Consider the following 23,316-nt stretch of genomic DNA (forward strand, 5'->3'; position numbering starts at 1 on the left):
CTCTTCGAATCGACCAATGCTCACGACAGCGGCGGTCCCGGAGGTCCGGTTCGGCGGCTGATCGTCTGCAGTTCCGTGTACGCGTCAAGGCTCGCCGACGAGAACTCCCGCCCCAAGCCGCTCGACTTGGCGCCACCAAACGGTGCCCGCGGATCGAGGGACGTGAAACTGTGACTGTTGAGGAAAACCGATCCGGTGTCCAGTTTGCGGCCCAACTCGAACGCATGGTCCTCGTCGGAGGTCCAGATCGACGCGGCGAGGCCGTAGGCAGAGCGGTTGGTCAATCGGATGACCTCGTCCAGCTCGGTGTAGCGAAGAATCGGCACTGTGGGGCCGAATTGCTCTTGCTCCACAATGGCCTGGTGAGGTGCCGCTTCGGTCACCACGCTCGGCATCATGTAATGCCCGTGTTCCCAAGGGACCGAGTCAAGCTTGCGGCCCAGGGTCGTCACCGACGCACCGCTCGCGGTGGCTTCCTCGAGGATCTTCTCCACAATCTGCAGCTGACTCGCATTGTTGAGCGGTCCCATCGTCGAGCGGGGGTCGTCACCGGGTCCCACCACGATCTCGTCCACTGCGGCGCAGAACGCATCGACGAACCGGTCGTACAGCTGGTCCGGTACGTAGATCCTTTTCATGCCGAAGCAAACTTGCCCGGTCGTGCTGTACACGCCTTTGACCATGCCCCGCATGGTCTCGTCGGAGAGGTCGATGTCGTCCAGCACGATTGCCGGGTCGTTACCTCCGAGTTCGAGCGTCACGCGCTTGATGTCGCGAGCGGCAGAAGCCATCACCTTCTTGCCGGTCTCCGTACCGCCGGTAAACCCGATCTTGCGGATCAGCGAGTGAGACGCCAGCGTTTCACCAACGGTGTCACCGCCGGTCACCATGCTGAGTACGCCCGGGGGAAGGTGTTCCTGCAACGCGCTGATCACTTTGCTCAGCACGAGCGGGGAATTTTCCGACGGCTTCAGCACGACGGTGTTCCCAGCGGCCAGCGCCGGGGCGATCTTCATGAAGGAGAGCACGACGGGGAAGTTCCACGGGGTGATGGCGGCGACCGGCCCGACTGGGCGGCGCCGGATGCGGGTCGTGCCGCCGGTGTCCCTGATGAGGGTATCTTGTAGCTTTTCTGGTGCGATTTCTGCTGTGTAGCCGCAGATTCCTGAGGCGAATTCAAGGTCGAGGTGCGATTCTTCGAGGATTTTGCCGTTCTCCCGGCTGAGCAGCGGAGCCTCTTCCTCGATCAGGTCATGGATGATCCCGGACGCCGCGAAGAGGGCGCGCTGTCGCTCCTCCACCGGCCGGGCGGACCATTCCGGGAACGCCATCGCGGCGGACTTCACCGCTTCGTCCACTTGTTCGGCGGTCGCATCGGGGATCGTGCCGAGCTTAACCCTGGTGTCGGCGGGGCTGACTACGTCGATCGAGCGGTCAGACGTTTCCTCGCGACCGTCGATGACGAGCTTCGCGTTAATCAATGGTATCTCCTCATTAACTCTTGTGACGGCTACAGCAACGACCGGGTGGCAGCAGGCAGTAGGCTGGGAGCGCCATTCGTTTCGGGACGTCCTTGGGCCCACTCGCGTTCGAGGTAGTAGCGCTCGGCGATTCCGGCCCACCACCGGCCGTACCGCCGCGCGGATTCGACGACGTTGTCGGGAATGTGAACAAACGGTGGCCGGGCGGCACCAGCTCGGCCGTAGCCCGCGACGTCGACGGCGACCTTCCACCAGGCTGACTGCATGGCCTGGAACTCATCCATGGTCAGCCCGAGGGTGCGCATCGGGGCTTGTATCTGGTCGGCGATTACCGCCGCTTTCTCCCAGTCCCCGCGTTGGCACGCGTCGCGCAGGGCCAGTGAAGGCCACGGGCCCATACACACGTCGATGCTCCAGGCGCCCGCCGCGCCAAACATCATGGCGGGGTGCATCAGCTGGTCCAGGACCAGTACGGCCATCTTGTCCTTAACCGCTTTGATCGCGCCGATGACGTTGAAGATGTCCATCGAGGTCTGCTTCAGCGCCACGATATTCTTCACCTGCGCGAGCTCGCCGAACACCGACGGCGGCAGGGTGATCCGGAAGGCATGCGGGTTCTGGTAAATCATCACCGCCAGCTCGGGAACAGCATCCGCGAGGTCCTTGTAGTACTGGACCGCGTTCTCGAGCGTCTGCGGAAGATACATCGGTGGCCCACTCATGATGCCGTCAGCGCCGAGGTCCGCGATGACCCGTGCCCGCGCGATCGATTCCCGCGTGTTCAACGTGCTGGCCCCGATAAAGACGGGCACCCGTCCGTTGACGGTCTCGACGACCGTTGAGATCAGCGTGCGGTACTCGTCGGCGGTAAGCGTGTGCGACTCACCAGCGCTGCCGGAGGTCACGATACCGTCGACGCCGTCCCGCACGAGACGGTCGACCAGCCTCGATAACGCATCAGTGTCCACGGTGTCCACGGCGTCGACGTTGGCAGCGTGCGGTGTCGAGCACGCGGGCACGAAGGCCCACAGCCCCTTCATGTCACTCGGGGCGAGCGCGTTCGTCCTGCGTTTCAAGGAACGTCCTTTCCAGACCCGGCTCCACCGAGCCGGCTTCAGTAGCGGGATCGTAAATCAGTGACCTGGCCCGTACGGCGTGTGGAGGAACCGTGAGAAGACCTCTTTGGACTGCCAAGACAGGCTTTCCAGCTCCATGGCATCCAGGCGGATGCAAAAGCCCAGTCGAGGGCTCGCGATCTCCAGCCGCTCACCGTTACGGGTCTGCACCTTGCTCACGGTCACCATGGCGAACTCGTTGGCCACCACCGCCCTTCCATCTGTTAGCTCGTCCATGTGAACTCCCATCTCGGCCTGTGGTCTGCTGTCATCCTGTGCGATTAGAAAAAGAACGCGAGGTTGTGCGTCGCGATGACGACCTGGTCGAGGATCACAGTCCGCCCCGCCAGCCGGAGGCCGGTATCTGTATGGCGTAGCACGTCGCGCCGCTCCGCTGTGATTAAGTCGGAAGTCCTGCTGTCGCCGCGGCACCGCGAAACCAACACGTTCGAGCGAACGTCGAGTTCGTTCTCGCTCGGGCGGGGACTGACCCGCACGTTCGACACGAAATGCCGGGTCCGGGACGGCGGGTCCTCGGCCCAGGCATATTCGGTATCGAGTCGCAGCACCCGCATCTGCAGGCCGGTGAAGTCGTCATCCCAGTGAGCCATGGTGGTAGAGCCGACGTCGCCCCGCGCCCGCTCCTTCGTCACCTGGACCGGGATAATGTAGTGGATGTCCTCGGTGAGCAATTCGAGCCACTCCCGGAACCGGCCCTCGTCGAGCAGTGCGGATTCCTCGAATAGGAAGTCCTCCACCGTAGTCCGGAGCGCAACCCTGTTGTCTTCCATGTTGATCGTCACGACGGCGATCCCTTCGATACGAATCGGTTCCCGACAAGTCGACTGGTCACGACCCGTCCTCCCCGTCCTCCGAGAGGCAGCGCAGCCACGTGCCCCAGAACTCACGTTGGTTCCGCTCCGCATACCCGCTCGCCATCGCCATTCCAGGGCCTGGCCAGTTTGCGTCGCGGTCGAGCACACCCAGTCCCATCTCGAAATTGAGACTCTGGTTGCCCGCCAGCCGCCCCTGGGTGCCGCGTGTGATAGACCGCCACGTCTCAGCGTCATCCTGTTCGAACACACCGGAGACACCGAACGTGCGGACGTAGGTCTCGTAGGACTCCTGCTTGAACTCCTCCGGAGCATCGGCCTCAACGAGGAACCAGGACCACACCTCCATCGAGTTGTGGCTCAAGGGACGCCACATCCGCAACGTCAACATCGGCACCGGAATTGACATGTGGTCCTTGCTGATAAGGACGTTGAGGAAGGACAGGTTCGGGAAGATCGTGCCGTGGATAAAGATGGTTCGCTTCAGCATGTCGACGTGGACTTGGTCCCCGTAAGCCTCGGCGAGCCCTTCGATCGTCTCCTCGGGATAGTTCATGTACGGCGGCATCTCGTATCCCGGTGGGATACCGAGCACACCGAGCCCGTGTCCGTTGGTGAGGCTGATGTGGGCCGGTTCCGCAGCGAACTTCGGGTCCGGTGGGACCAGGCCGAGCTCGGCCATCGACCGGTGCGTCATCAATGTGTGGTACGCGTCGCCGACGAAGTTGTCCGCACCGAGTTTCCAGTTCGCGTCCATCACCCAGCGCTGTGGCTCACCGCGCACCTCAAGGCCTGCCTTGCTGCGCTTGGTGAACAGATCGATGTACCAGGTCATGTCGCCGAGGTACTCGTGCAGCGTGGGTGCGGACTCGTCGAGACACCCGAAAATGAGGCCGTTGTAGCTCTCCAGCCGCGGTACCTGAGTCAAACTCCACCGCTCTTTGTCCATCGCGGCGCCGTAGACCTCTTCCTGGGCCGGAACGCCGGTGAGCTTCCCGGTGTTCTTGTAGGTCCAGCCATGGTAAGGGCAGCGGAAGTGCGAGGTGTTACCCATCTCCGTGCGGCACAGAAGCGTGCCGCGATGTCGGCACGAGTTCGCCATCGACCGGATCACGCCGTCCTCCCCGCGGGCGACGATAACCGAGTTGTCACCTCCGAGATAGCGCACAACGTAGTCCCCAGGCTCCGGTACTTCCGTTTCGTGTGCCAGGAAGACCCAGCTGCGTCCGAAGACACGCTCGTTCTCCAGGTCGTGGAGCGCGGCATTAGCAACCAGCTGCGCAGGCAACTGCCCTTTTTCGATGTCTTCCCGCGCCGCAGCGACGAGCCGCTTCACATCTGTTTCCCCACTCGTGAGCACCATCTCACACCCACTCTCCTGCCATATTTCATATCCGTTTGTACCTAATGGGTGATCACACGATTACTAATATTCGATGTCGAGGCCGCTTTCGATTTCAGCAAGACGGTCCTGAGCCTTGCCGAGCGACATCATCTTCATCATGTCGCCGTGGACCTTCATCTGACCGGTCATCGCAGCAGTCTGCCCCTTGAGGTCTCCCTTAGATAGGGAGACATTGGTCTGGTAACTCATTTCGGCCGTCACGTCGGCGGGCTCCGTGGCCGTGCCGGTAGCGACCGTGAGAACACCATCGCCGAAATGCATAAAGTAGTCCGACTCGCTAGGGCTGTCCTCAACATGAGCCTGCAAGAGGAGGTGGTGTCCCTTCGCGGCGGCCCGGAACTGCTCATCCGCATTCGCTGCTGACGTGACCGCTTCCGCCCAGTCATCAGTTAGAAATTTGATTGCCACAAGATCCTCCTCGTGATTCTTTTCGTTGCCTTCACGGCACCGCGACAATGGCATCAGTCGGACATTTCAAGCGCACCGGGAGGCGTCTCAGCGACCATGCGGTGGCCCCACACGCTGGGCCGGTCGTATTGCGCTACCGTCCAGACCTCGTCGTCCACGGTGATCGCGCCCCAGCCGTACTCGATGTCGAAGCCGGCCGGAGTTCGGACGTAGAACGAGACCATGCGGTCGTTCACGTGGCGGCCGAGCGTCATGGACAACGGGATGTTCCGCGACATGCACTCGTCGTAGGCCGCTCCGACGTCATCGAGGTCTGCGACCTCGACCATCACGTGGTGCAGCCCCCGCACGCCCGGCATCGGGGTCAGGGCCAGGCTATGATGACGCGGGTTGCAGTGGTAGAACCAGAGGTCCATGAAAGTATAGATTTCATCGCTCTTACGGAACCCGAGGACGTCGCGGAAGAACTGGTCACACTGCTTCAAATTCGGTGTAGCGAGAACGATATGACCGAGACCTTGCGAGCCAGTCACAAACCGAGACATCGGCCTGGCCGGGTGGAACGAGTTCGGGACCAGCTTCTGCCCGTAGAAGAACTCATGCCGCAGCCCCATAGGATCCTGCACGGCAAGTAAACCCAGGACCGCACGATCAGCGCACTCCTCGTCAGTACCCTGGTTGTACGAGATGCCCCGCTCTTCAAGCCGTTCGGCGAGAGCGTGCAGCTGTTCTTCACTGCCCACGTCCCACCCGGCATAGAGCATCCGGTTCCGATCGCCGTAATGAACCGCCAGCCGGTGGTCAGCGTCGTCCATTCGCAGAAAAACTGTATCGGCCCCAGCTTCGACAGGCTGCATCCCAAGGATTTCCGGGCCAAACTCAAGCCATTGTTTGGCATCCGGCGACGCCACTCCTACGTAGCCCAGTGATTTGACAAACACTACCGTTCCTTTCTGCACTAAGCCGAAGTCATAAACCGACCTAGTAGTTCAAGAAGTCAACTCCATACCACCAGCGGGTTGCACCATGCCCCGGACACCAAGGCCCCCGTCACTGTTGATGACCACACCTGTCACCGCCCTAGAGTTTTGCGGCGACGCCAGCAGCACGTAGAGCCCCGCATGGTCGGCCGGGCGCTGCGCATACTGCAGCGGGTTCGTCGTGCTCATGAGCTGTTCGATATCCGGTACCGTCGACAGGACCGTGTCGCCCTGTTCAAGCTTCTCGATCCCACGCAGACCCGTGATCGTGCCGCCCGGAGCCACTCCGTTCACACGGATCTTGGGGGCCAACTCGTACGCCAGTTCGCGGACCACTCCGACGACACCGTGTTTCGATGCCGTGTACAGCGGACCACCGCCCGAGGTGTAGAAACCGGAGTTCGACACGGTGAAGATCACACTCGGGTCATCGCATTTCAGCAACTCCGGCAGGGCGGCGCGGGCACCGAGCAGATAGGCCTTGACATTGACTGAGAAGATCTCGTCGAAGGCTTTGCCGAGCTTTTCCCCCTCGCAGTCAGCCAGGTGGACGAAGTAGTCGAATATCCCGGCATTGCCGATGAAGACGTCCAGCTTTCCGAATGCCTGCACCGTCTTCTGGACAGCCCGGACATTGTCCTGATACGACGTCACATCGCCGACCACACCGACGACATCATCATGGGCCGTGGCCACCTTGTCGACGTCCTCTTTCGACCGGTCGAGGATCGCCACCTTGGCCCCCTCGGCAAGAAACCGCTCGGCTACAGCGAAGCCGATGCCGGACGCGCCACCGGTGATAAGCGCTACGCGTTCTTCAAGCCAGCTCATGACGTGCCTTTCGTTTCGAGCGACGAGGTCTGGTAACGCGCTTCGAGCTCGGCCCACCGACGACCGGCCGCACGGGCTCCCTCGAGATAGTCTTCCGGTACATTGATATACGGCGGCCGGGTCGGCCCGGTCTGCAGGAATCCCGCGCTGCGGAACTGCGCGTTGTCGAGTTGGATGCTGTACTTCAGGAACTCGGGGAAGTCGCCGTTCGGATACAGCGGCTCGAGCGCATCCTGAAGCTCGTGGGTGAGCTGCTGACACTCGGCCCAGCGCTCTTCGGAAATGAGTTCCTTAAGCCGTACTACCGGGGCCGGACCACAGGCGACGTTGCCGGACCAGCACGCACGCACGTCGTCCGGGAACAGGCGGGAGAGGTAGTACCAGTCCGACTCCAGCGGGAGCAGCCGAATCCGGCCATTGACTGCCCGGAGGTCGTCGAAGAAGGCCGCCCCGCCAAGCAGACCCAGATGCTTGGACGCCACAACCTGCGGGATCTTGCTGAGCTGTTCGTACGCTGCGGCGCTGATCTTGCCCTTGAATGCTCCGGGATTGTCGTAGATGACGACCGGGAGATTCGGCACGGCCTCACACAGGTCGCGGTAGAAGCGGACAATGCCCTTGCTATCCAAGGGAAGCCACATCGGTCGACCAACGAAGGCGCCGTCAGCACCAATCTCCTCCAGGCGCCTCGCCCGCCGGATCGTTTCCCTGGTGTTCAAGGTCGTCGCACCGGCGAACACCGGGATCCGACCTTCTATCGCATCGACAACCGTGGCGACGAACGCCTCCGTCTCGGGCCAGGTGAGCGCCGCACACTCGCCGAAGGTCCCGTTGGTCATCAGCACATCGACACCGCCACGAACCATGTCGTCCGCGAGCTTAGCCGCTGCGTCGAGATCGACCGAATTCTCGACGTCCCACCGATCCGCGCCCGGTATGGACGGAGTTGGGATAATCCCGACGACGCCGGTGATGTCCTGTGCCGTCAGCGCCATTTTTGCCACTGTCGGAAAACCTTTCCGTCAATCGTTTCCATGTCGAACGAGGCATACAAGGAGAGGTCAAACATCGGCACCAGAATCCGGCGCGGCTCGTCGCACATCGGCGGGCACCGGCGGAGGCGCCTGCACACCCACCGAAAGCTGCGGTTTCTCGAAGTAGAGGCCAAGTGCCTGCAAGGCGGGCATATCGTTGACCGAGAAGAGAATGGCGTCCTCGGACGAACGATTCACGAAGCGGTGTTCGCTCCAATTCGGGATCACAAAGCTGTCGTGCTGTTTCCAGTCGAGCTCAGTGTCGTCGACGACGGTCACGCCTTCCCCGCGGATGACAAAGTAGACCGCACTGGAGGTGTGCCTATGTGCCTGGGTTTCCTCGCCCGCGCGTAGCAGCTGCACCCAGCAATCCATCGTCGGCATGGTCGGCCCACCGGTCACCGGATTTGCGTACCGCAAAACCACGCCGTCGTAGGGACTGCCGTCCAGTTTCGCCATCCGGTGAAGTTGCTTCTCCACCTCAGACCACGGGTAACGGTATGGGAAATTGGCCTTCTTCGGCCGCTCCCACGCCGGTCGTAACGGACCGCCGCGCTCAAGCAGGTACTCGGCTACATCACTCCGTTCCGGCTGGCGCTCCTCACCGAACGGCTCGTAGAACGGAACGTTGAGCGAGAGAATGAGCCCGATGTCTAGAATGTCGAGCCACACAACGTTGTCTGAAGTGGCGTTATGGTGGTCGTGCCACGTCCAGCGCGGTGTCAAAACGAGGTCATAATCCTCCATAGGGCAGGGTTCGCCATCGACTACCGTGACCAAATCGGAACCGCCTTTGACCGCGAAACGAAGCGCAGACATCGTGTGCCGGTGAGCCCAGGCGATCTCACCCGGCTTCAGCATCTGCATACCCATGTTCATGGTGTGCGTGGTGCCTCGCGCGGCCGGGTTAATAAACGAAAGATTGCGACGGGCAGTGAAGCTTTCCTCGAGCACGTCGCACGATTCCAACAATTTCTCTTCGACATCCGGCCACCGCCAGATAAACGGCACACCGGCAGGCTTGGGCCCCCCAATGACGCTCTCCAACATCTCGTCATAAAGCCACTGGCCACGCATATGCGCCGCCTCAAGCTGCTGGTCGAACTCTTCAAGTGATGGAACGCTCATGCGCGAGACTCCGATCTCACACCATTGGGACTAATGTCTGTTATGCAGAAGCTCCCTCTGCGATATAAACATTGATACTCCGACGGTGTGAGCGAGTCAACACAACAACCCAGAACGGCGCCTAACCTATCCGGATAACGCAATACAAGCTCCAATTTGCGCGGGTTATGACAAGGACGAAGCCTTCCGGTTAACTGGGAGCAGATTCGTGATACCGCGAGGCCAGTGATCGGGCTGCTCGCGACCCGAACGGGGCAGCAAGACCACCGTCATCAGGACGATCGGCGGCTTGATCACACCGACGTGAGGAACGGTCACGCTCGACAGCTACGACAGCCGCCGACGCGAGCGAGGCGGTGGACTTGGTCGGGCCGCATCACCGGCTGGCCACAACGGCTTCCGTCAGTTAGCAGGGCCGGTAGGCGGTGATGGAGGAGCCCTGGTCGTACTGCCGCTCGAACGTGAGGTGCCCGACCTGCGGACCGGCGCTGGAGTTGTAGTTCCCGGTCAACGCCGAACCGAACTCGAGATGGCACGCGTCGATGATCGTGGTCTTCCCGTCCGGCTGTAGGTGGACGACATCGTCAGTAGCCAGCTGTAGTTGACGTACTGGTCGCGATCGCGCACCTGCCGACTGAGCCAGGCGATCGCCTCTGGGCAGGTATTCGCGTCGTGTGCGGCCACGAACTGCTGTTTCGCTGGCGGTGTGAACAGGAAGCACGTCCGATCAATTTTCTGCTGTAAGCCGATCGCCTCCACCAGCAGCGACACACCAGCACCAGGCCGCGGCAGCAGCCGTGCCATCGAGTAGTCGTGATCCTCCCGCCACGCGTGTTCCTGCTGCCGCTGCTCCTGCACCGCGCCAATCGTGTACACGGTCGCGCACGCGAGCAGCACAGCTGGTCCGAGGAGTACAGCCGTCCGCCGCACTGGCTTGCGAGCCTTGATCGTGCCGGTAACGGCGGTGATGCCGAATAGCGTGACTACTGCACCGGCGGCCATCCCCCAGGCGGCGGGCGTTGTTTCGGGCAGCAGGAACCACGTGATCACCGCGAGGCCGACGGCCGGGATCCAAACCCGCCCGATCTGGTCACGGACGCCGAGCGCGCCGAGCAGGGCGCCGACAGCTACCGTCGTGACGAGCCCCCATATCCACGCCCAGGTGTCCCATCCCGACGCCGGCCACAGCACTATCACGGCGCCGAGCAACCCCAGCAGGACGAGCTCCGCCCAAGTGGCGCCCCCACCACCCTTGTTGTTCACTCACAGTTTCCCCATCGGAACCTGGTCAGCAACACGGCACATTACAGCTACGAGCGTACGAACCTGCCCGCGAAGGCGCATGTCGTGGCGCACGGCACGCAAGCGCCGGACACGCGCGTGACCGCAGAGGCGCATTCACAGCAATCCGCTGAGGATGGTGCGCTGTCCACCGTCTTCCTACCGCTGTTATGGCAGTTGCAGGGTCGCTTTCCCGCGCACGCGCCCGAAACGCTGCCGACAGCTGTTGACACGGTCACTGCGACACTGATCGTGTCGGCACTGTACGCATCGATACCGTTCGGCGCTGAGAGCCTGTTCCTAAACTTGATCTTGGCTGGGCGTGTCGTGGCTGGTGAAACAAGGAACTCCTGGTAGGTCGGTCGGTGTCGAATCGCCGCTCTACCAGGAGTTCCGTTGCTATCGTGCCGTGTGCGGCCCGATGCTGTCGTATCGGGTTCGTCGTGTTGTCGCTTGGCGCCGTTTCACCGCCGTGCTCGCCGTCCGCGGTCTCGCCGGTATCCCTCGGACACCACGGATGCGCAGTGGGCGATGATCGATCCTCTGCTGCCGGACCCGGCGTGGCTGGCGGGCCAGGGCGGTCGACGTGAGGTGCACTGCCGCCGCGAGATCGTGGACGCGATCTTCTACGTGGTGGATAACGGCATCACGTGGCGGGCACTGCCCGCGGATTTTCCGCCCTGGTCGACGGTCTACAACTATTTCGCCGCCTGGGAGCAGGCTGGTGTCACCGTCGCCATGCTGGACGTGCTGCGCGATCGGACACGACTGCGCGAAGGGGGTGTGGCTACCCCGTCGGCGGGGATCATCGACTCCCAATCCGTCAAGGCCGCTGAGACCGTGGGCCAGTCCAGTCGCGGGTACGACGCCGGGAAGAAAACCAACGGCCGTAAACGTCACATCGTCACCGACACGCTCGGCCTGCTGCTGTGCGTGATGGTCACAACCGCCTCGGTGCAAGATCGCGACGCCGGACGCACTCTGCTGAAACGCTTGGCCGCGTCGTGCCGGCGGATCCGGCTCGTCTGGGCCGACGGCGGCTATGCCGGCAAGCTCGTCACCTGGGCCGCCATCAGCCTCAAGCTCACCGTGGAGATCGTCAAACGCCCCGACAAGACCGCAGGATTCCAGGTCCTGCCGCGCCGCTGGGTCGTCGAACGCACCCTCGCCTGGATCACCGGCCATCGCCGCTGCGTCCGTGACTACGAACGTTTACCCGAACACCACGAAGCCATCGTCCGCTGGAGCATGATCCGCATCCTCACCCGACGCCTCACCAAGCCCGTTTAGGAACAGGCTCTTAGGAATCGGAATGGCAGATCAACTCGCCCGACCTCCTGGGGCGGCCTTCACGGTCGCGCTGCCAGAGTGCCACGAGGAACCGATGAACAACCGAAACCGACCAAACATGACCCACGAAAGGTCAGTAGGGTCGTTAAAGGTCAAGTATAGCACAAGATTTGACACAGCGTCATCCACTGTGGACCACCGCGCCGACGCGCGAGAGAGTGGTTTGCCAGCTCAGAAGGTAGCCATCGGAGCATGGTGTAGGCACACGCCCTGTCCACCCACCCTACGGCTCGATCGCCCTTCCAGACCGTTGCGGTAGAACGTCTTCAGAAGCAGACATACGTCGTGAGGAGTTCCTGCGAGCCGGTACGGCGAACCTCCAGCTCGTAGTCGGACACATCAGCCGGACCTGCCCCATGTCGGCGAACGGCACCGGTGAGGAGCCGACGGAGCTGGTCCGGAGCACCCGGATCAGCCTCAGCGGTGAAACGTCGGACTTCCTCTCCGATTCGGAGTAGCCGGAGGTCCAGGAGAACGCATTGTTCGCCGGGCTCGCTTGAGTGGTTCCCCACGTCATCTGTCGATACAGATTCCGATGCAGCGCTGTCCTCGCTCGGGGCGATGATCCGAGCCCGTTGTCCTGGCCTGCTCTCGGTGGCGTAACCCCACGTTTTCAGCAGAGCCAGCGCGCGTTGCGCGGTGCTCGCGGAGACGCCATATTCCGCGGTGAGCTGCTTCTGCGTCGGCACCTCCGTGCCATCCGCCAGCTCGCCGTCGAGCACCTTCGTGCGCAGCTCGGCTGCGATGCGCTCGTACGGCGCCTGCGGGTGGGTCTGTGCGCGCTGCACTGGATCAACGTGCTGCGGGCGCGCGGGCATCCGACCGACCAGACTCTGCGCCGCGCGCTGGTCCGCCTCTGATAGCCAGGCCGCGTAGTACTTCAGTGTGGTGATTCCTCCCCCGCCGTGGCCGAGGCGGCCGGCAACGGTGCGGATGTCCACGCCAGCGGCGATCAGCTCGGTTGCCGAGTAGTGCCGAAGCGCGTGCAGCTTCGTCGCGATCCCCAGCCTTCGGACGAGTCGGCCGTATCGCTGGCTGACCGAGCTTGGTTTGGGTGCCACAGCGCCGTCAGGGTCTGGTGAGAACACAAAGGCGTCCCGGTCAAGCTCGACGCCGAGGAAGCGTGCGCGGCTTTGGCAGCGCTCCCAGTGATCGGTGAGCAGTTCGACGGTCTGTTCGTCGAGCACGATCCGGCGCTCCTGGTGCGTCTTGGTGTCCTTCTCCCATGTCTCGGTGCCGTCCTGAGCGATCGCCTTCTCCATGTGCAGCACACCGCTGTCCAGGTCGACGTGTCGCCAACGGATCGCGCATGTCTCGCCACGTCGTGAGCCGATCACCATCGTGAGCCAAATCTGTGCGCCCCAGTCCGGATCGTCCTGCCAGGCCTGGTTCAGAATCCTCGCCGCCTCCTCGGCGGTCGGCGGCTTCGGGTTCGCCTTACCGGCTGGCGGCGCCTCCGCGCCGTCGGTCGGGCTGTTGGTCACCCATTCCCAGCGGATCGCCTTCTTGTACGCACCAGACAAGATGTTGTGGATCTTGCGCACAGTCGCATCGTCCAACGGACGGCACTCGTGCGGGCGGCAGCGCTCGTCGCACTCGTGTGTGCGCGGTGTCCGGTGATCGATGCGCCGTTTCGAGGTGCAGTGCACCCGGCAGCGCCGGAGCTCGGCATAGAAGGAGTCCAGGATCGCGCTGTCCAGCCGCCCTACCTTCAGTTTTCCGATCAGCGGGCGAATGTGCTTGTCGATGTTCGTGCGGTAGGTCGACTTGGTATTGCGCGCGACAGTGGACTGCTCGAGGTAGCGGTCGAGAAGTTGGTTGATCGTCGCGTTGGTCTTCGGGTGACGACGCTCGTCGACCTGGTGCACCAGCTTCGTGAGCGCCTTCTCCGCCGCGCGCTCCGCGTGTGGCCCCGCCGGGATGATCTCTGTGGCGTCATAGCGCTTGCCCGTGATCGGGTCGCGGCCAGCGTAGACGCGTACTCGCGACGCGCCGCTGGGGAGCTGATCGATCGTGCCGCGTGCGCGCTTCTCGGCGCGACGCTTCAGCCGCGATGGAGCCGCCATAACGACGATGGTACGACGACTCGCGTCACAGGTTGCGTCACGCGCCGGTTGCCCGGCGTGACATCGCCAGCGTGTCCGCTGGTCAAGCGTGGTGCGCGATACTGGGATTGAACCAGTGACCTCTACCGTGTCAAGGTAGCGCTCTCCCGCTGAGCTAATCGCGCGAGGCGGAGACGGGAATCGAACCCGTGTACAGGGCTTTGCAGGCCCTTGCCTGAACCACTCGGCCACTCCGCCAGGTGGGCCAACCTCTACGTCGAGGCTATCGCAGGGGCCCAACCGAGCGGACGACGGGACTCGAACCCGCGACCCTCACCTTGGCAAGGTGATGCGCTACCAGCTGCGCTACGTCCGCCTGTAAGCTCCGGGAAGTCGGGGCTGACCTCGCCGCGCTGTGTGTAGAACTCTATAAGACCCATGATCGACGCCGACAACCGGGGGTAGGACTTCGGAATCAGGCCAGGTCGTGCGGGATGAGGTGGGTCAGCGCGTCGTCGACGTCAACCCACAGGTGCTCGTTGCCGGGCAGCACGACGTCGTAGGTGCGATCGAGAAAGTCGGCCAACTCCTGCGCGGAGGCCTCGAACATGGCGTGCCCCGAAGGCGAGTTCAGCTCGATGAGCACCGACTCGGGATCCTCGACGGACGGCCGAATCCGGACGTCACCGTCGCCAGCCTCGGCGAGCAGGCCGTCAGCGAGCAGATCGCGGGCATAGACCCACTCGACCCAACCCGCGCGGCCGGTGCGGAACGCGGCGACCACGGCATACGGGTCGCGTGTGTCATATCGCAGCTCGACCTTCACCGGCACTGCGGGCGTCCGGGGTGCGAGCAAGTCGAACACCGCGGTCGAGCGGAGCGTCACGTGGTCGTTGCGCATCGTCCTACCCTTCGTCTCCCTTCCCCGGCCAACTAACGACCGAGCATCCCAGGTGTGACGCCAGGTCCTGCGATTGAGCCCCGTTTTTGATCGCAGATCACCCAGATGGCGCCATCCAGCGTCCTGGCGGTTCCCGCCCCAATACTGGACGGTAATTTTCGCGAACAACAGGGGGTTCCCGCTAATGCCGGAAGACGAACGTCACACGGACGTTATGCGCCCATTTCTCATCCAACCGGCTGACCACCGAGTTGTTCGCTGCGTGTCGAGACCAATGCTCGGCGTGATCACTGGAATGGACCCGTGTGCGAGCACCATTCAGCGGTCCGGTAAAGTTCTTGATGTTCCCGGCGCGATTAGCTCAGCGGGAGAGCGCTTCGTTCACACCGAAGAGGTCACTGGTTCGATCCCAGTATCGCGCACCCAGCTCACAAGCGATGTCGATCACGATTTGCAGCCTCCTATCCGGGCTGTACAGCACGAAAGTACCGCAGTAGGAGTCACGCAAGACTGTCTCCCAGTCGCTTGAGCGCTTCGCGCGTCTGCTCGGACGAGACTTCGGTGTAGACCTCCATCGTTACAGAAACTTGAGCGTGACGTAGCACACGCATTGCGACACGTGGGTGAACATCAAGGTCGGCCAGCAGCGAGCCACAGGTGCGGCGGGCGTCGTGTACTGTGATCTTACGCACTCCGGCCTTCCTGCATCGGGCGTTCCACGAGCGGTTGAAGTTGCGCGGTTCGATTGGCGTGCCGTAGCGGGTAGTGAACAGGAGCCCGAACTCCTGCCATGCCAAATCGGCTTTGGTCCTGTCCTCGGCGCGATCTTCGAGGCGCAGCTTGAGTGCGGTCGTCGCAATGTTCGGGAGCGGTAGCGGGTCGTCGGACGCTTCGCTCTTGGTCTCGCGGTGCAGCAGCCGCCCGCCGACGCGCTGAAGCTGATAATGGATATCCAGTTCGAGACCATCCAGGTCGATGGCGTCCACCGGTACGCCGAGGACTTCGCCCTTGCGCATCCCGAGCACGAGCACCAGGACGTACGCGGCATAGAACGGGTCACCATCGTTGCGGGCGGACTCCAGAAACCGCCGTGCTTCGTCCGTAGTCCAATGATTGCGCTTGCTCTTGCGAACGCGAGGTAGCTTGACGTGTTTGGCGACGTTCTTGCTGATCAACTCATCGTCAATAGCGCTGGACAGTGCAGACCGGAGGCAGGCGCGAATATCGCTCAACGATCGGGCGGACAGGCGGTCTTCGCAGCACTCCCCTGCCGCACAGCACCGCCGCCTGCCTTCCGGGCGAGCTAAGTCCTTTCCCTGTGCGCAGCATTGGCAGGTTCGAGCCACTTGGTTGATCCAGATTTGGACGTCTCGCTGCCGGAGTCGGTGGAGCCGCTTTTTCCCCAGGCCCGGTCCGATGTAAAGCCGAACGAATATCTCGTAAGTGGAATAGGTAAGCGGCGCACGATTGGGCTCAATAACTTCGCTCAGCCAGTATTCGAGATATTCAGCCAAGGTGGGTGTGTTGGTGGCGACAGGACCCTTACGAGCTTGTTGGTGCAGCTCAAGCCACTTCTCGCGGACGATGTCCTCGGTCTTGCCGTAGACGTATTTCCGTTTACGTCGCCCGTTCGGGGTCTCAACCCACACGTAAGCGGCGTAGCCGTTGCGGTAGGGGTAAATGGAGCCTTCACCGCGACCGCGCAAATGTCCAACCATCCTCAGCCCCTTCGACTTGGTTCGTGACAAACTCATCGACCCATTCCGGCAAGATGCGGCGGCTTCCGCCGATCTTGATGGAGCGAATCTCTCTCTCAGCGATGAGAATTTTGGTTTTCGATACGCTGAAGTTCAGCATTTGAGCGACTTCTCGTACCGTGTACCACCTCGGTTGGATTGCTCTCGTTGTCATAGTGCGTCAGTCCTTTCCGATAGATTTCCTCTCCTGTTAGGCGGTGCGAGATGAGCATTCGAGCTTGGCGGCTTGGTGGTATTCGCGGGCTTTGGCGGCGGCGGTGAGGGCGAGTTCGGCATCGCCGGGGGTGAGCCAGCCGGTGCCTGCGTAGGTGAGTTCACCGACGACGAGGACGGTGTCCTCGGGTTCGAGGTGGTCGGCGGTGCGGTGTCCGGCGGTGCGGATTAGTTGCTGGCTGCGGCGGTAGATGCGCCGGATGGTTTTGAGATGTCTGCGAGTGGGCCCGTAGCGGCGGCTGCGGGTGGCGAAGTGACCGCCGAAGCCGAGCATGTGTGCCCAGCGGCGAAGTCGGCCGTAGGTGTCGCGCCAAGCGGCGCGCTGCGGGGTGATAGGCGCGTTGCGCAGCGGGTGGACGCGCCGCCCATCGGCGTAGGTGCCGCCTCGGGTATGGGGGTTGGCTCCGAGATCCCAGCAAGCGAGCGCGAGACGACCAGGATGGCTGTCGGGATCGACCTGGTCGATGGTGTCGGTGGTGAGACGGCGGGAGACGAACCCGGTGGTCTCGGTGGATTTGGTGGCGTATTTGGCGACGTAGGCGGCGACTTGCTGCTCGGTGATGTCGCTGGCGTTGACGCGGGCGAGGGGGCGGTTGACGAGCTGGTCGCCCCAGGTGATGGTCCAGCCGGGATGGGCGGGGATGCCGAGGCGCGGGTTGCCGGGATGTTCAGGCGTACGAAACGACGTGTCGGTGACGGCCCGAGCGATGTGTTCGTCGAGTAGCCGGGTCAGCTCGGCGGTGAGGTGCGCTGGCGGTGGGAGTACCGCGCTGGGATCGTGCGGGTCGCGGGCGTCGAGCCGGATGATGGCGTGGAAGTGGACGATGCCACGGTGCTGGTATTCGGCGACTTTGCCGAAGCTGACATCGAGTGTAGGCCCCAGGCGTCGGCCGAGGGCGGCGACGAGCCGGCGGAGTCGAATGGTGGTGCGTCGCCAGAGTTCGCTAGCATAGCCGTTCCAGACGGCGTGGGCGTGGTAGTCGTAGCAGTCGGCGCAGAGCGGTGTGCCGAGGCAGCGGTCGTTCTCGCGGTGGCGTTGGGCGCACCAGGTGGGACGGCCATGTTCGCAGAGCGTCATGGCGCGGCGCATGCGGCAGGGTTTGATCGTGCCGTTCTTGCCGACGGCGCGGGTGTGGACGGGGCCGAAGGAGGGGGCAGTCAGCGTGGTGAACACGGCCGGATGCGTCGACACGGTGTCGGGGGTGCCTTTGCCGCCGACGAGCCCGGATTTGATCAAGTGGTACGTGTCAGCGCGGTATGTTTCGGCGCAGGCGGGGCAGACGGTGGCGCGCCGGTCGCCGCAGGGAATGTAGATCACCCCGTCCGGCAGCGCATGGGTGCTGGTCGAGCGCGGGATTTCCCCGGTGGCCGGGTTGACGGTGTGCAGGGTGCCGGTGAGCCGGATGGGGCGGACGCAGCCGTGAGCGCTGGCAGTGTGTTCCAGCCAGCGGGCGTAGCCGGGTCGTTCGGCGCGGGTGCGGACGTCGGCGTGCGCGGGCGGTCGGATCATCGGCGTGACGGTGGTGTTCATGGGTTTCACCTCCCTTCTCGTAGCTCGCGGGCGTGCAGGTCTGGTGGCTGCTACCAGGTGAGGATCGGGAAGCGGCGGAAGTAGTCGCGGGCGATCTGTTCGGCGCGGGCGCGGATGGTGGCGATCTCGGCGGGGGTTTTGCGCTGGGTCCAGAACTCCAGATCGCCGTTGTAGACGACTTCGGCGTGGATGGCGTCGAGGACGGCGACGCCGCCGGGGCCGAGGGTGTCACCGAAGCTCGCGAGGTAGGAGCCGAGGGCGTTGACGATCTCGCGGGCGGTGAGGTCGTAGCCCGGTCCCCACAGGAACACCTCACGGGCGCCGCGTTGAGCTGGGGCCGTGCCGGCATCGCTGGTCGCGGCGGTCGTGCTGTCGGTAGTTGTGGTCATCGTTCGGGTCCTTTCCTGCTGGCGGTATCGCGGGTGGTGTTCGGGCCGACGAGGACGGTGAGCCGGTCGGCGAGGTCGGCGTAGGCGTCGGCTTCTTCGGAGGTGTGAGCTTGATGAGTACGGCAGTAGTCGATGAGTTCCCGCACGCCATCGGTGAGGATGTCGGCGGCGTCGGCGTAGTGGGTGGCGATGATGGATTTACGCATGACAAAGTTGGCCCTTCAGTTGATGAGTGCGGTGAAGAACGCGCTGATCGAATCGGCGGCGCTGGAGAACCATCCGGCAATTCCGGTGGCGTTGTCCGCAGCCTGATCAGGTTGTTTGAGGATCATCACCAGCAGGACGATGACGATGAGTGTCACGATGAGTTTGGGAAGAATGCGTCCGCGCATCGGTCTTTTTCCTTTCTCACTGTATTGATTGGATGTGACGGTTCGGCGTGGCCGTCACCCCCACCACCGGAATGTCATAGTCCGGTGATGAGAGTCGCGGTCACATCACGTTTTCGGATTCCCTGGCTTGGGCCATTTCCTCAAGAGTGATACCGAGGTGTTCACAGTGAGCGGCAACGCGACGAGCCGCATTCACCACGGTGAGGCTTGGCATGGACTGTTGTGTTTCCACACAGTGGTCGCACAGGGTTGCGCACATCACTCCGAGAGATGTGTCGAATGTTGCCGTGATTATTGAAGCGATTGTGGTCCCGCATATGGCGCAGTGATCGTCCAGCGGGCATCGCGTGACATCGTCCAGATTAATCGCCATGACTGCGGTGTCCTTGTCACGCGGTGGCGAGCAGTTCGTAGGCGGTTTGTTTCTTCGCGGCGAGTGCTTCGCTGGTGAGCACGCGGTGTGCCCGGACCTCATCGGACGTGGCGGGCGCGTGGTGGTCGAGGTATTCGGTGATGGCCTGCAAACCTGCCCAGCGTGTTTCTCGAATGCCTTGATTGGTGTCGGCATCGGTGAACAGGTGGTGCAGGGTGTCGGTGCGGCGTTGCCGGTTACCTCGTGCGCGTGTGCCTTCGTTGTCGGGGTCGTAGGGCCACAGTTGGTCGATGATCTTCTGGAACTCGCCGTCGGTGAGGCTGTCCTGAATGAGTTGTTCTGCCGCTTTTTCGAAGGCGTCGCAGTAGTTCCATACGATCCCGAGCGCGGTGCGCGCCTGGGCGATCTTGGATCGGGCGGATGCGGTGTGTTTGATGGTGTAGCTGGCGCGAGCGGTGCGTAGCGCGATGCGTTGGGTGTTGGCGCAGACGATGCGGGTGGGGGTGACGATGACCCGCCAGGGTTTGGTGCCGTCGTGGCTGGACATCGCGGCCAAGTACAGGTCGATGTCGTCGGTGTCGGCCAGCCGCAAGGTGTGGGGCAGTTTCATGGTGACGAAGACTTCGCGTCCATTGCGGAGGCTGCCTGCGGTTTCGAAGTGGGCTCCTGCCTCGTCTACGAGCAGGTTGAGCAGTTCGCAGTGCTGTTCATTTTGGACAACGCGGTAGTCGTTGCCGACCACGCCAAGCACGTCGGGCTTGCTGGTGTGCGGGTGAGTGCGCACGGTAGCGAAGTGGCGGGGCACGTCCAGGGTGGTGACCCCGTTGTCGGTGATCTCGGTCGCGGTCAACGGCAGGAGGCGAACGTTCCAGCCGCCCAGGTGAGCGACCCGCATAACCTCGTCAGCAGTCAGGCATTCGGTGGTGACGGTGCCGAGTCGGTGCCAGGCGTCCTGGCGTGCGGAGAAGAACACGGCGGTGCCGTCATCGAACGTTTCGATGTCGTGCGACATGACCTTTTCCCTTTCGATTGAGTGATTGATTGGTATGACGAACGGGTTTCGTCCGTCACCCCCACCACCAGAACTCCGGTCAATGAATGCCTGGTGGCGAGAGTCGCGGGCGAACAGGTGCTCAGCGGTGTTTGTTCCAGGAATGAGGGAGGAAACCGCCGTTGCTGAGCCATTCATCCAGTGAGGCAACATGATCGTGGAGGACGATGCCGATTTCACAAATGTGGTGGTCGTCGCCACCGTCGTCCTTATTCAATTCCGCGTCCATCTCGTTGATGGCCTCACGGATCCCACGGAGCGTTTGATCCGGGTCCATAGCAGTTTTCCTTTCCTAGTACGATCGAATGTGGTCACGTCGCCGACAAGGAATACGTTCGACCGAATACCAGTGGATGCGGTCATTCCTGTAGTGCTCGCACAAGGCAACTGCGACAGCGATGCCGCCGACTCCCAGCAGCGCATAAGCGACGAGGGAAATAGCGTAGGCGGTGATGTCATTGATGCCTGAGAGAGTGGCAAGAGTGGCCATTCCTGCGGCAATCACCGTGGCAACCTTTTTCTCGTTCATGCAGACACACCTCTCCCGTGGTGCGAATAGCGGTTGTCGTTTGTGCTGGCTGAATGAATTGGTATTGGTGGCGCTGGTTTAGGCGGCGCGGTGTCCGCGCAAATGGCGGGCGACAGCGACGACGGCGCGAATGTCGTCGTCGGAGAGGTAAGCGGCCTTGATGCGGCGCGGGATGCCGCCTTCCGCGAGCAGCCAGCCGACGCCGAGTTGTTCGGGCGTGATCGTTCTCGCGGAGTAGCCTTCTTTGGCCCAGCCTTGGGTCAAGATGATGTCCGACGAACTGTCGGTGGTGCAGCGGAACGCGACGCGGTAGCTGAACAAGTCACGCAGGCTGGTGGGGATGATGTCTGCGCTGGGGCGTTGGATTGCGGCGACGGTGATGATCCCGGCGGCGCGGCCACGAGCGACGATGTCGCGGAAGATACGCACGAATTCGTCGCGCTGTTCCTTGCTGCCGTAGGTGGCGGTGTAGAGGGCGAACTCGTCCAGGACGAACAGGATGGCGTCCAGCCCGTCATCGCGGACGATCTTGCGACGCCCCACCTGGCGGAGCATGGCGTAGCGGATGTCCATCTCGTGCTGAAGCTCACGGGCCGTGGCGATGGCCAGGTCCATGTCGTTACCGACGAACACGTCGGCGACAGCGCGCCACTGGTCGAGTTCGACCAGCTTGCCGTCGAACAGCCACAGTCGACAGTCGGCCGACAGTGAGGCGTGGGCCACGATGGTGTTGACCAGCGACGATTTGCCGGAGCCGGGTTCACCACCCGGTAGCAGGTTCCGGCCTGCCAGGGTGACTTCGACGCGGACGCCGTTCTCATCGACACCGAAGTGGATCGGGTCGTAGATGGACAGCTCGGACACCGGAATCGCCGTGGTCGGCGCGGTTGCGGCGCTGCGTCGCGGTCTGCTGCGAAAGTGATCAAACATAGTCACTCACATCCGTTCCGTTGAACCCGCGCACCGCGGGCTCGGTGGTGTTGTCCGAAGGTGTAGTGCGGTGTGGTGCGGGTGTGCCGCCACGGCGGGCGGACGGGGTGTGCTCGGCTGCGGGTGCCCGCGTTGCCGATTCCCGGTTCGGCGTAACCGGCCGCAGGTCAGTGAACACGTCGTTTCTGCTGGGTAGAGGAACCACGACATCGGTGTTGTCGGTGTTGGTGGTGGGGTCGAACCGATGGAGACCGCCGAGGATGTCGGAGGCGACGGTGCGGGAGTCGAGCGGATCGCGGCGCACAGTGAGGATGGACGCCAGGTGGGCGTTGCGGCCTCGTTCGATGCGGGCGCTGCGGGCGAAGCATGCGGTCGCGATGTTCTCGGTGACACGTTCGAGGTCGTTGACCGACAGGCCCGCCGGGAGCCATACTCGAACGCGCTCCCCGACCGGGGTAGGCCGGGACCACAGCAGTGACGGCAGCTTGCCGTCGTGGGTCATCGTGCGGGTCTGCTCGAAGCAGGCTTTCATCCGATGCCGGGTCAGCACGCACCAGAAGCGGCGCACGACGTACCGGCGGAACACGGGAATCCCAGCGATCAGCAGCGTGACCATGATCAGCACGGTCCAGATTGCCCACGTGGCCATCAGGGTTGACAGCAGCAGCCAGGCCAGCGTGAGGCTGGCGGCGAGAAGCAGTTCGACACGCAACCGGATGAGGATGCCGACAGCGCGCCCCAGCAGGGTTTGCTCCGGGCGCACGAACACCTCAAGGGCCCCGGTGCGGGCGGATTGGCGGGCACGCGCCCGACCACGCCTATACTTGGCCATGACTCACTCCCCTTTAGTGAGTTGATTGATTGGTTTGAGGAGCACAGGGCTCGAAACACCATTTCGGCCCTGTGCCCTCGCTACCGAGCGATTGATTGGTCAGAGAAACACAGGACAAATACCCAGAACTAGGTATTCTCGTGCCACCGTTTCCGGACGATGTCCGGCGCACCGGCCAACATGGCGGCGGGAGTTCCGTCGAAGAACACCGATTGCGGGCCGTGCGTGGTTAACACGAACCATGCGTGCACCAGCTCGGTCCACGCATCGAGCACGTGGTAGCTCTCTTCCAGAATCTCCATCTGCCGTGCCAATTTGGCTTTGGCCTCGGCGTTCGTCGCTTCGGTCTTCCCGACGTCGGTCATGAACTGCTGCGCTTCATCGCACAGTATTTCCAGACCCAGCCAGGTTCCCTCCAGTTCCGTGGAGGACCGACCGAAAATGTTAAGTAGCTCCTGTGGTGACGGCATCGGGCTCATCACGCGACCATCCCTTCCTTGATCACCGATGTGATCAGTCGTTGCGCA

Annotated in this window: 26 protein-coding genes and 4 tRNA genes; 2 read left to right on the top strand and 28 right to left on the bottom strand. The window is 62.8% G+C overall.

Going from position 1 to position 23,316, the window contains the following annotated elements; translation table 11 throughout:
• Nucleotides 1–20: 20 nt before the first annotated feature.
• The 11 genes from ACFQGD_RS20060 to ACFQGD_RS20110 form a co-directional block, all read right to left on the bottom strand.
• Nucleotides 21–1,481 carry an aldehyde dehydrogenase family protein gene (locus tag ACFQGD_RS20060; protein ID WP_345400672.1) on the bottom strand — a complete coding sequence of 487 codons (1,461 nt, stop codon included), beginning with the start codon at nucleotides 1,479–1,481 and terminating at the stop codon, nucleotides 21–23.
• Between the two features lie 29 nt (nucleotides 1,482–1,510).
• The gene (locus tag ACFQGD_RS20065; protein WP_345400670.1) at nucleotides 1,511–2,557 is read right to left on the bottom strand and encodes a dihydrodipicolinate synthase family protein; all 1,047 of its coding nucleotides are present in this window, start codon (nucleotides 2,555–2,557) and stop codon (nucleotides 1,511–1,513) included.
• A gap of 57 nt (nucleotides 2,558–2,614) precedes the next feature.
• Entirely contained in the window at nucleotides 2,615–2,833 is a 219-nt protein-coding gene (locus tag ACFQGD_RS20070) for a hypothetical protein (protein ID WP_345400668.1), read from the bottom strand.
• A gap of 44 nt (nucleotides 2,834–2,877) precedes the next feature.
• The gene (locus ACFQGD_RS20075) at nucleotides 2,878–3,399 is read right to left on the bottom strand and encodes an aromatic-ring-hydroxylating dioxygenase subunit beta (RefSeq protein WP_345400665.1); all 522 of its coding nucleotides are present in this window, start codon (nucleotides 3,397–3,399) and stop codon (nucleotides 2,878–2,880) included.
• 46 nt (nucleotides 3,400–3,445) lie between these two features.
• Complete coding sequence (locus tag ACFQGD_RS20080) at nucleotides 3,446–4,765, bottom strand: SRPBCC family protein (protein ID WP_345400662.1); 1,320 nt, start codon at nucleotides 4,763–4,765, stop codon at nucleotides 3,446–3,448.
• Between the two features lie 90 nt (nucleotides 4,766–4,855).
• On the bottom strand, nucleotides 4,856–5,242 hold the full coding sequence (locus tag ACFQGD_RS20085) for an SCP2 sterol-binding domain-containing protein (RefSeq protein ID WP_345400658.1): 387 nt from the start codon (nucleotides 5,240–5,242) through the stop codon (nucleotides 4,856–4,858).
• Nucleotides 5,243–5,295: 53 nt separating this feature from the next.
• Nucleotides 5,296–6,183, bottom strand: a complete 888-nt coding sequence (locus ACFQGD_RS20090; protein WP_345400655.1) for a VOC family protein — start codon at nucleotides 6,181–6,183, stop codon at nucleotides 5,296–5,298.
• A 48-nt stretch (nucleotides 6,184–6,231) separates the two neighbouring features.
• On the bottom strand, nucleotides 6,232–7,053 hold the full coding sequence (hcaB, locus tag ACFQGD_RS20095) for a 3-(cis-5,6-dihydroxycyclohexa-1,3-dien-1-yl)propanoate dehydrogenase (RefSeq protein WP_345400652.1): 822 nt from the start codon (nucleotides 7,051–7,053) through the stop codon (nucleotides 6,232–6,234).
• A complete protein-coding gene (locus ACFQGD_RS20100) occupies nucleotides 7,050–8,048 on the bottom strand; it encodes a dihydrodipicolinate synthase family protein (RefSeq protein WP_345400649.1) in 999 nt (332 codons plus the stop codon). Before ACFQGD_RS20100 ends, hcaB begins: the two co-directional genes overlap by 4 nt.
• A gap of 66 nt (nucleotides 8,049–8,114) precedes the next feature.
• Nucleotides 8,115–9,215, bottom strand: a complete 1,101-nt coding sequence (locus tag ACFQGD_RS20105) for a cupin domain-containing protein (protein WP_345400646.1) — start codon at nucleotides 9,213–9,215, stop codon at nucleotides 8,115–8,117.
• A gap of 507 nt (nucleotides 9,216–9,722) precedes the next feature.
• Nucleotides 9,723–10,478 carry a hypothetical protein gene (locus tag ACFQGD_RS20110; protein ID WP_345400643.1) on the bottom strand — a complete coding sequence of 252 codons (756 nt, stop codon included), beginning with the start codon at nucleotides 10,476–10,478 and terminating at the stop codon, nucleotides 9,723–9,725.
• Nucleotides 10,479–10,949: 471 nt separating this feature from the next.
• On the opposite strand from ACFQGD_RS20110, the gene ACFQGD_RS20115 reads away from it, so the two are divergent.
• Nucleotides 10,950–11,786: an IS5 family transposase gene (locus ACFQGD_RS20115; RefSeq protein ID WP_345400640.1), complete on the top strand. Its 837-nt coding sequence runs from the start codon at nucleotides 10,950–10,952 to the stop codon at nucleotides 11,784–11,786.
• A gap of 326 nt (nucleotides 11,787–12,112) precedes the next feature.
• Here the strand turns inward: ACFQGD_RS20115 and ACFQGD_RS20120 are convergent, their stop codons facing one another.
• The 5 genes from ACFQGD_RS20120 to ACFQGD_RS20140 all read right to left on the bottom strand — a co-directional run bounded on the left by ACFQGD_RS20120 (nucleotide 12,113) and on the right by ACFQGD_RS20140 (nucleotide 14,792).
• On the bottom strand, nucleotides 12,113–13,912 hold the full coding sequence (locus ACFQGD_RS20120; protein ID WP_345400637.1) for a tyrosine-type recombinase/integrase: 1,800 nt from the start codon (nucleotides 13,910–13,912) through the stop codon (nucleotides 12,113–12,115).
• An 89-nt stretch (nucleotides 13,913–14,001) separates the two neighbouring features.
• Nucleotides 14,002–14,076 (bottom strand) — tRNA-Val (locus ACFQGD_RS20125).
• 1 nt (nucleotide 14,077) lies between these two features.
• Nucleotides 14,078–14,149 (bottom strand) — tRNA-Cys (locus ACFQGD_RS20130).
• Nucleotides 14,150–14,194: 45 nt separating this feature from the next.
• Nucleotides 14,195–14,267: transfer RNA gene (locus ACFQGD_RS20135), tRNA-Gly, on the bottom strand.
• 99 nt (nucleotides 14,268–14,366) lie between these two features.
• Complete coding sequence (locus tag ACFQGD_RS20140; protein ID WP_345400634.1) at nucleotides 14,367–14,792, bottom strand: SsgA family sporulation/cell division regulator; 426 nt, start codon at nucleotides 14,790–14,792, stop codon at nucleotides 14,367–14,369.
• A gap of 350 nt (nucleotides 14,793–15,142) precedes the next feature.
• Between ACFQGD_RS20140 and ACFQGD_RS20145 the strand changes: the two genes are divergently transcribed.
• A tRNA-Val gene (locus tag ACFQGD_RS20145) sits at nucleotides 15,143–15,214 on the top strand.
• Between the two features lie 78 nt (nucleotides 15,215–15,292).
• Here ACFQGD_RS20145 and ACFQGD_RS20150 read toward each other — a convergent pair.
• The 12 genes from ACFQGD_RS20150 to ACFQGD_RS20205 form a co-directional block, all read right to left on the bottom strand.
• Complete coding sequence (locus tag ACFQGD_RS20150; RefSeq protein ID WP_345400631.1) at nucleotides 15,293–16,510, bottom strand: site-specific integrase; 1,218 nt, start codon at nucleotides 16,508–16,510, stop codon at nucleotides 15,293–15,295.
• Entirely contained in the window at nucleotides 16,482–16,703 is a 222-nt protein-coding gene (locus tag ACFQGD_RS20155) for a helix-turn-helix domain-containing protein (protein WP_345400628.1), read from the bottom strand. Before ACFQGD_RS20155 ends, ACFQGD_RS20150 begins: the two co-directional genes overlap by 29 nt.
• A 36-nt stretch (nucleotides 16,704–16,739) precedes the next feature.
• Nucleotides 16,740–18,293, bottom strand: a complete 1,554-nt coding sequence (locus ACFQGD_RS20160; RefSeq protein ID WP_345400625.1) for a replication initiator — start codon at nucleotides 18,291–18,293, stop codon at nucleotides 16,740–16,742.
• A gap of 50 nt (nucleotides 18,294–18,343) precedes the next feature.
• Nucleotides 18,344–18,682 carry a hypothetical protein gene (locus tag ACFQGD_RS20165; RefSeq protein WP_345400622.1) on the bottom strand — a complete coding sequence of 113 codons (339 nt, stop codon included), beginning with the start codon at nucleotides 18,680–18,682 and terminating at the stop codon, nucleotides 18,344–18,346.
• Nucleotides 18,679–18,888, bottom strand: a complete 210-nt coding sequence (locus ACFQGD_RS20170; RefSeq protein ID WP_345400619.1) for a hypothetical protein — start codon at nucleotides 18,886–18,888, stop codon at nucleotides 18,679–18,681. Before ACFQGD_RS20170 ends, ACFQGD_RS20165 begins: the two co-directional genes overlap by 4 nt.
• Before the next feature lie 15 nt (nucleotides 18,889–18,903).
• The gene (locus ACFQGD_RS20175) at nucleotides 18,904–19,074 is read right to left on the bottom strand and encodes a hypothetical protein (protein WP_345400616.1); all 171 of its coding nucleotides are present in this window, start codon (nucleotides 19,072–19,074) and stop codon (nucleotides 18,904–18,906) included.
• Between the two features lie 389 nt (nucleotides 19,075–19,463).
• Nucleotides 19,464–20,459 carry a DUF932 domain-containing protein gene (locus ACFQGD_RS20180; protein ID WP_345400613.1) on the bottom strand — a complete coding sequence of 332 codons (996 nt, stop codon included), beginning with the start codon at nucleotides 20,457–20,459 and terminating at the stop codon, nucleotides 19,464–19,466.
• Between the two features lie 121 nt (nucleotides 20,460–20,580).
• Nucleotides 20,581–20,775, bottom strand: coding sequence for a hypothetical protein (locus ACFQGD_RS20185; protein ID WP_345400610.1), 195 nt, complete (start codon nucleotides 20,773–20,775; stop codon nucleotides 20,581–20,583).
• A 15-nt stretch (nucleotides 20,776–20,790) separates the two neighbouring features.
• A complete protein-coding gene (locus tag ACFQGD_RS20190; RefSeq protein WP_345400607.1) occupies nucleotides 20,791–21,027 on the bottom strand; it encodes a hypothetical protein in 237 nt (78 codons plus the stop codon).
• Nucleotides 21,028–21,105: 78 nt separating this feature from the next.
• A complete protein-coding gene (locus ACFQGD_RS20195; protein WP_345400604.1) occupies nucleotides 21,106–21,957 on the bottom strand; it encodes an FtsK/SpoIIIE domain-containing protein in 852 nt (283 codons plus the stop codon).
• A complete protein-coding gene (locus ACFQGD_RS20200) occupies nucleotides 21,950–22,789 on the bottom strand; it encodes a hypothetical protein (RefSeq protein WP_345400601.1) in 840 nt (279 codons plus the stop codon). Before ACFQGD_RS20200 ends, ACFQGD_RS20195 begins: the two co-directional genes overlap by 8 nt.
• Nucleotides 22,790–22,917: 128 nt before the next feature.
• Nucleotides 22,918–23,271 carry a hypothetical protein gene (locus ACFQGD_RS20205; protein ID WP_345400598.1) on the bottom strand — a complete coding sequence of 118 codons (354 nt, stop codon included), beginning with the start codon at nucleotides 23,269–23,271 and terminating at the stop codon, nucleotides 22,918–22,920.
• Nucleotides 23,272–23,316: the final 45 nt, after the last annotated feature.

The sequence above is a fragment of the Haloechinothrix salitolerans genome, assembly GCF_042662605.1.
GTDB lineage: Bacteria > Actinomycetota > Actinomycetes > Mycobacteriales > Pseudonocardiaceae > Haloechinothrix_A > Haloechinothrix_A salitolerans.

Bases quoted from the DNA above. Each gene is read 5' to 3' on its own strand.
- ACFQGD_RS20070 (WP_345400668.1), bottom strand. From the start codon at position 2,833: ATGGACGAGCTAACAGATGGAAGGGCGGTGGTGGCCAACGAGTTCGCC.
- ACFQGD_RS20140 (WP_345400634.1), bottom strand. From the start codon at position 14,792: ATGCGCAACGACCACGTGACGCTCCGCTCGACCGCGGTGTTCGACTTG.
- ACFQGD_RS20155 (WP_345400628.1), bottom strand. From the start codon at position 16,703: ATGACAACGAGAGCAATCCAACCGAGGTGGTACACGGTACGAGAAGTC.
- ACFQGD_RS20175 (WP_345400616.1), bottom strand. From the start codon at position 19,074: ATGCGCGGACGCATTCTTCCCAAACTCATCGTGACACTCATCGTCATC.
- ACFQGD_RS20180 (WP_345400613.1), bottom strand. From the start codon at position 20,459: ATGTCGCACGACATCGAAACGTTCGATGACGGCACCGCCGTGTTCTTC.
- ACFQGD_RS20160 (WP_345400625.1), bottom strand. From the start codon at position 18,293: ATGAACACCACCGTCACGCCGATGATCCGACCGCCCGCGCACGCCGAC.
- ACFQGD_RS20150 (WP_345400631.1), bottom strand. From the start codon at position 16,510: ATGGTTGGACATTTGCGCGGTCGCGGTGAAGGCTCCATTTACCCCTAC.
- ACFQGD_RS20100 (WP_345400649.1), bottom strand. From the start codon at position 8,048: ATGGCGCTGACGGCACAGGACATCACCGGCGTCGTCGGGATTATCCCA.
- ACFQGD_RS20190 (WP_345400607.1), bottom strand. From the start codon at position 21,027: ATGAACGAGAAAAAGGTTGCCACGGTGATTGCCGCAGGAATGGCCACT.
- ACFQGD_RS20200 (WP_345400601.1), bottom strand. From the start codon at position 22,789: ATGGCCAAGTATAGGCGTGGTCGGGCGCGTGCCCGCCAATCCGCCCGC.
- ACFQGD_RS20105 (WP_345400646.1), bottom strand. From the start codon at position 9,215: ATGAGCGTTCCATCACTTGAAGAGTTCGACCAGCAGCTTGAGGCGGCG.
- hcaB (WP_345400652.1), bottom strand. From the start codon at position 7,053: ATGAGCTGGCTTGAAGAACGCGTAGCGCTTATCACCGGTGGCGCGTCC.
- ACFQGD_RS20185 (WP_345400610.1), bottom strand. From the start codon at position 20,775: ATGGACCCGGATCAAACGCTCCGTGGGATCCGTGAGGCCATCAACGAG.
- ACFQGD_RS20120 (WP_345400637.1), bottom strand. From the start codon at position 13,912: ATGGCGGCTCCATCGCGGCTGAAGCGTCGCGCCGAGAAGCGCGCACGC.
- ACFQGD_RS20195 (WP_345400604.1), bottom strand. From the start codon at position 21,957: ATGTTTGATCACTTTCGCAGCAGACCGCGACGCAGCGCCGCAACCGCG.
- ACFQGD_RS20165 (WP_345400622.1), bottom strand. From the start codon at position 18,682: ATGACCACAACTACCGACAGCACGACCGCCGCGACCAGCGATGCCGGC.
- ACFQGD_RS20170 (WP_345400619.1), bottom strand. From the start codon at position 18,888: ATGCGTAAATCCATCATCGCCACCCACTACGCCGACGCCGCCGACATC.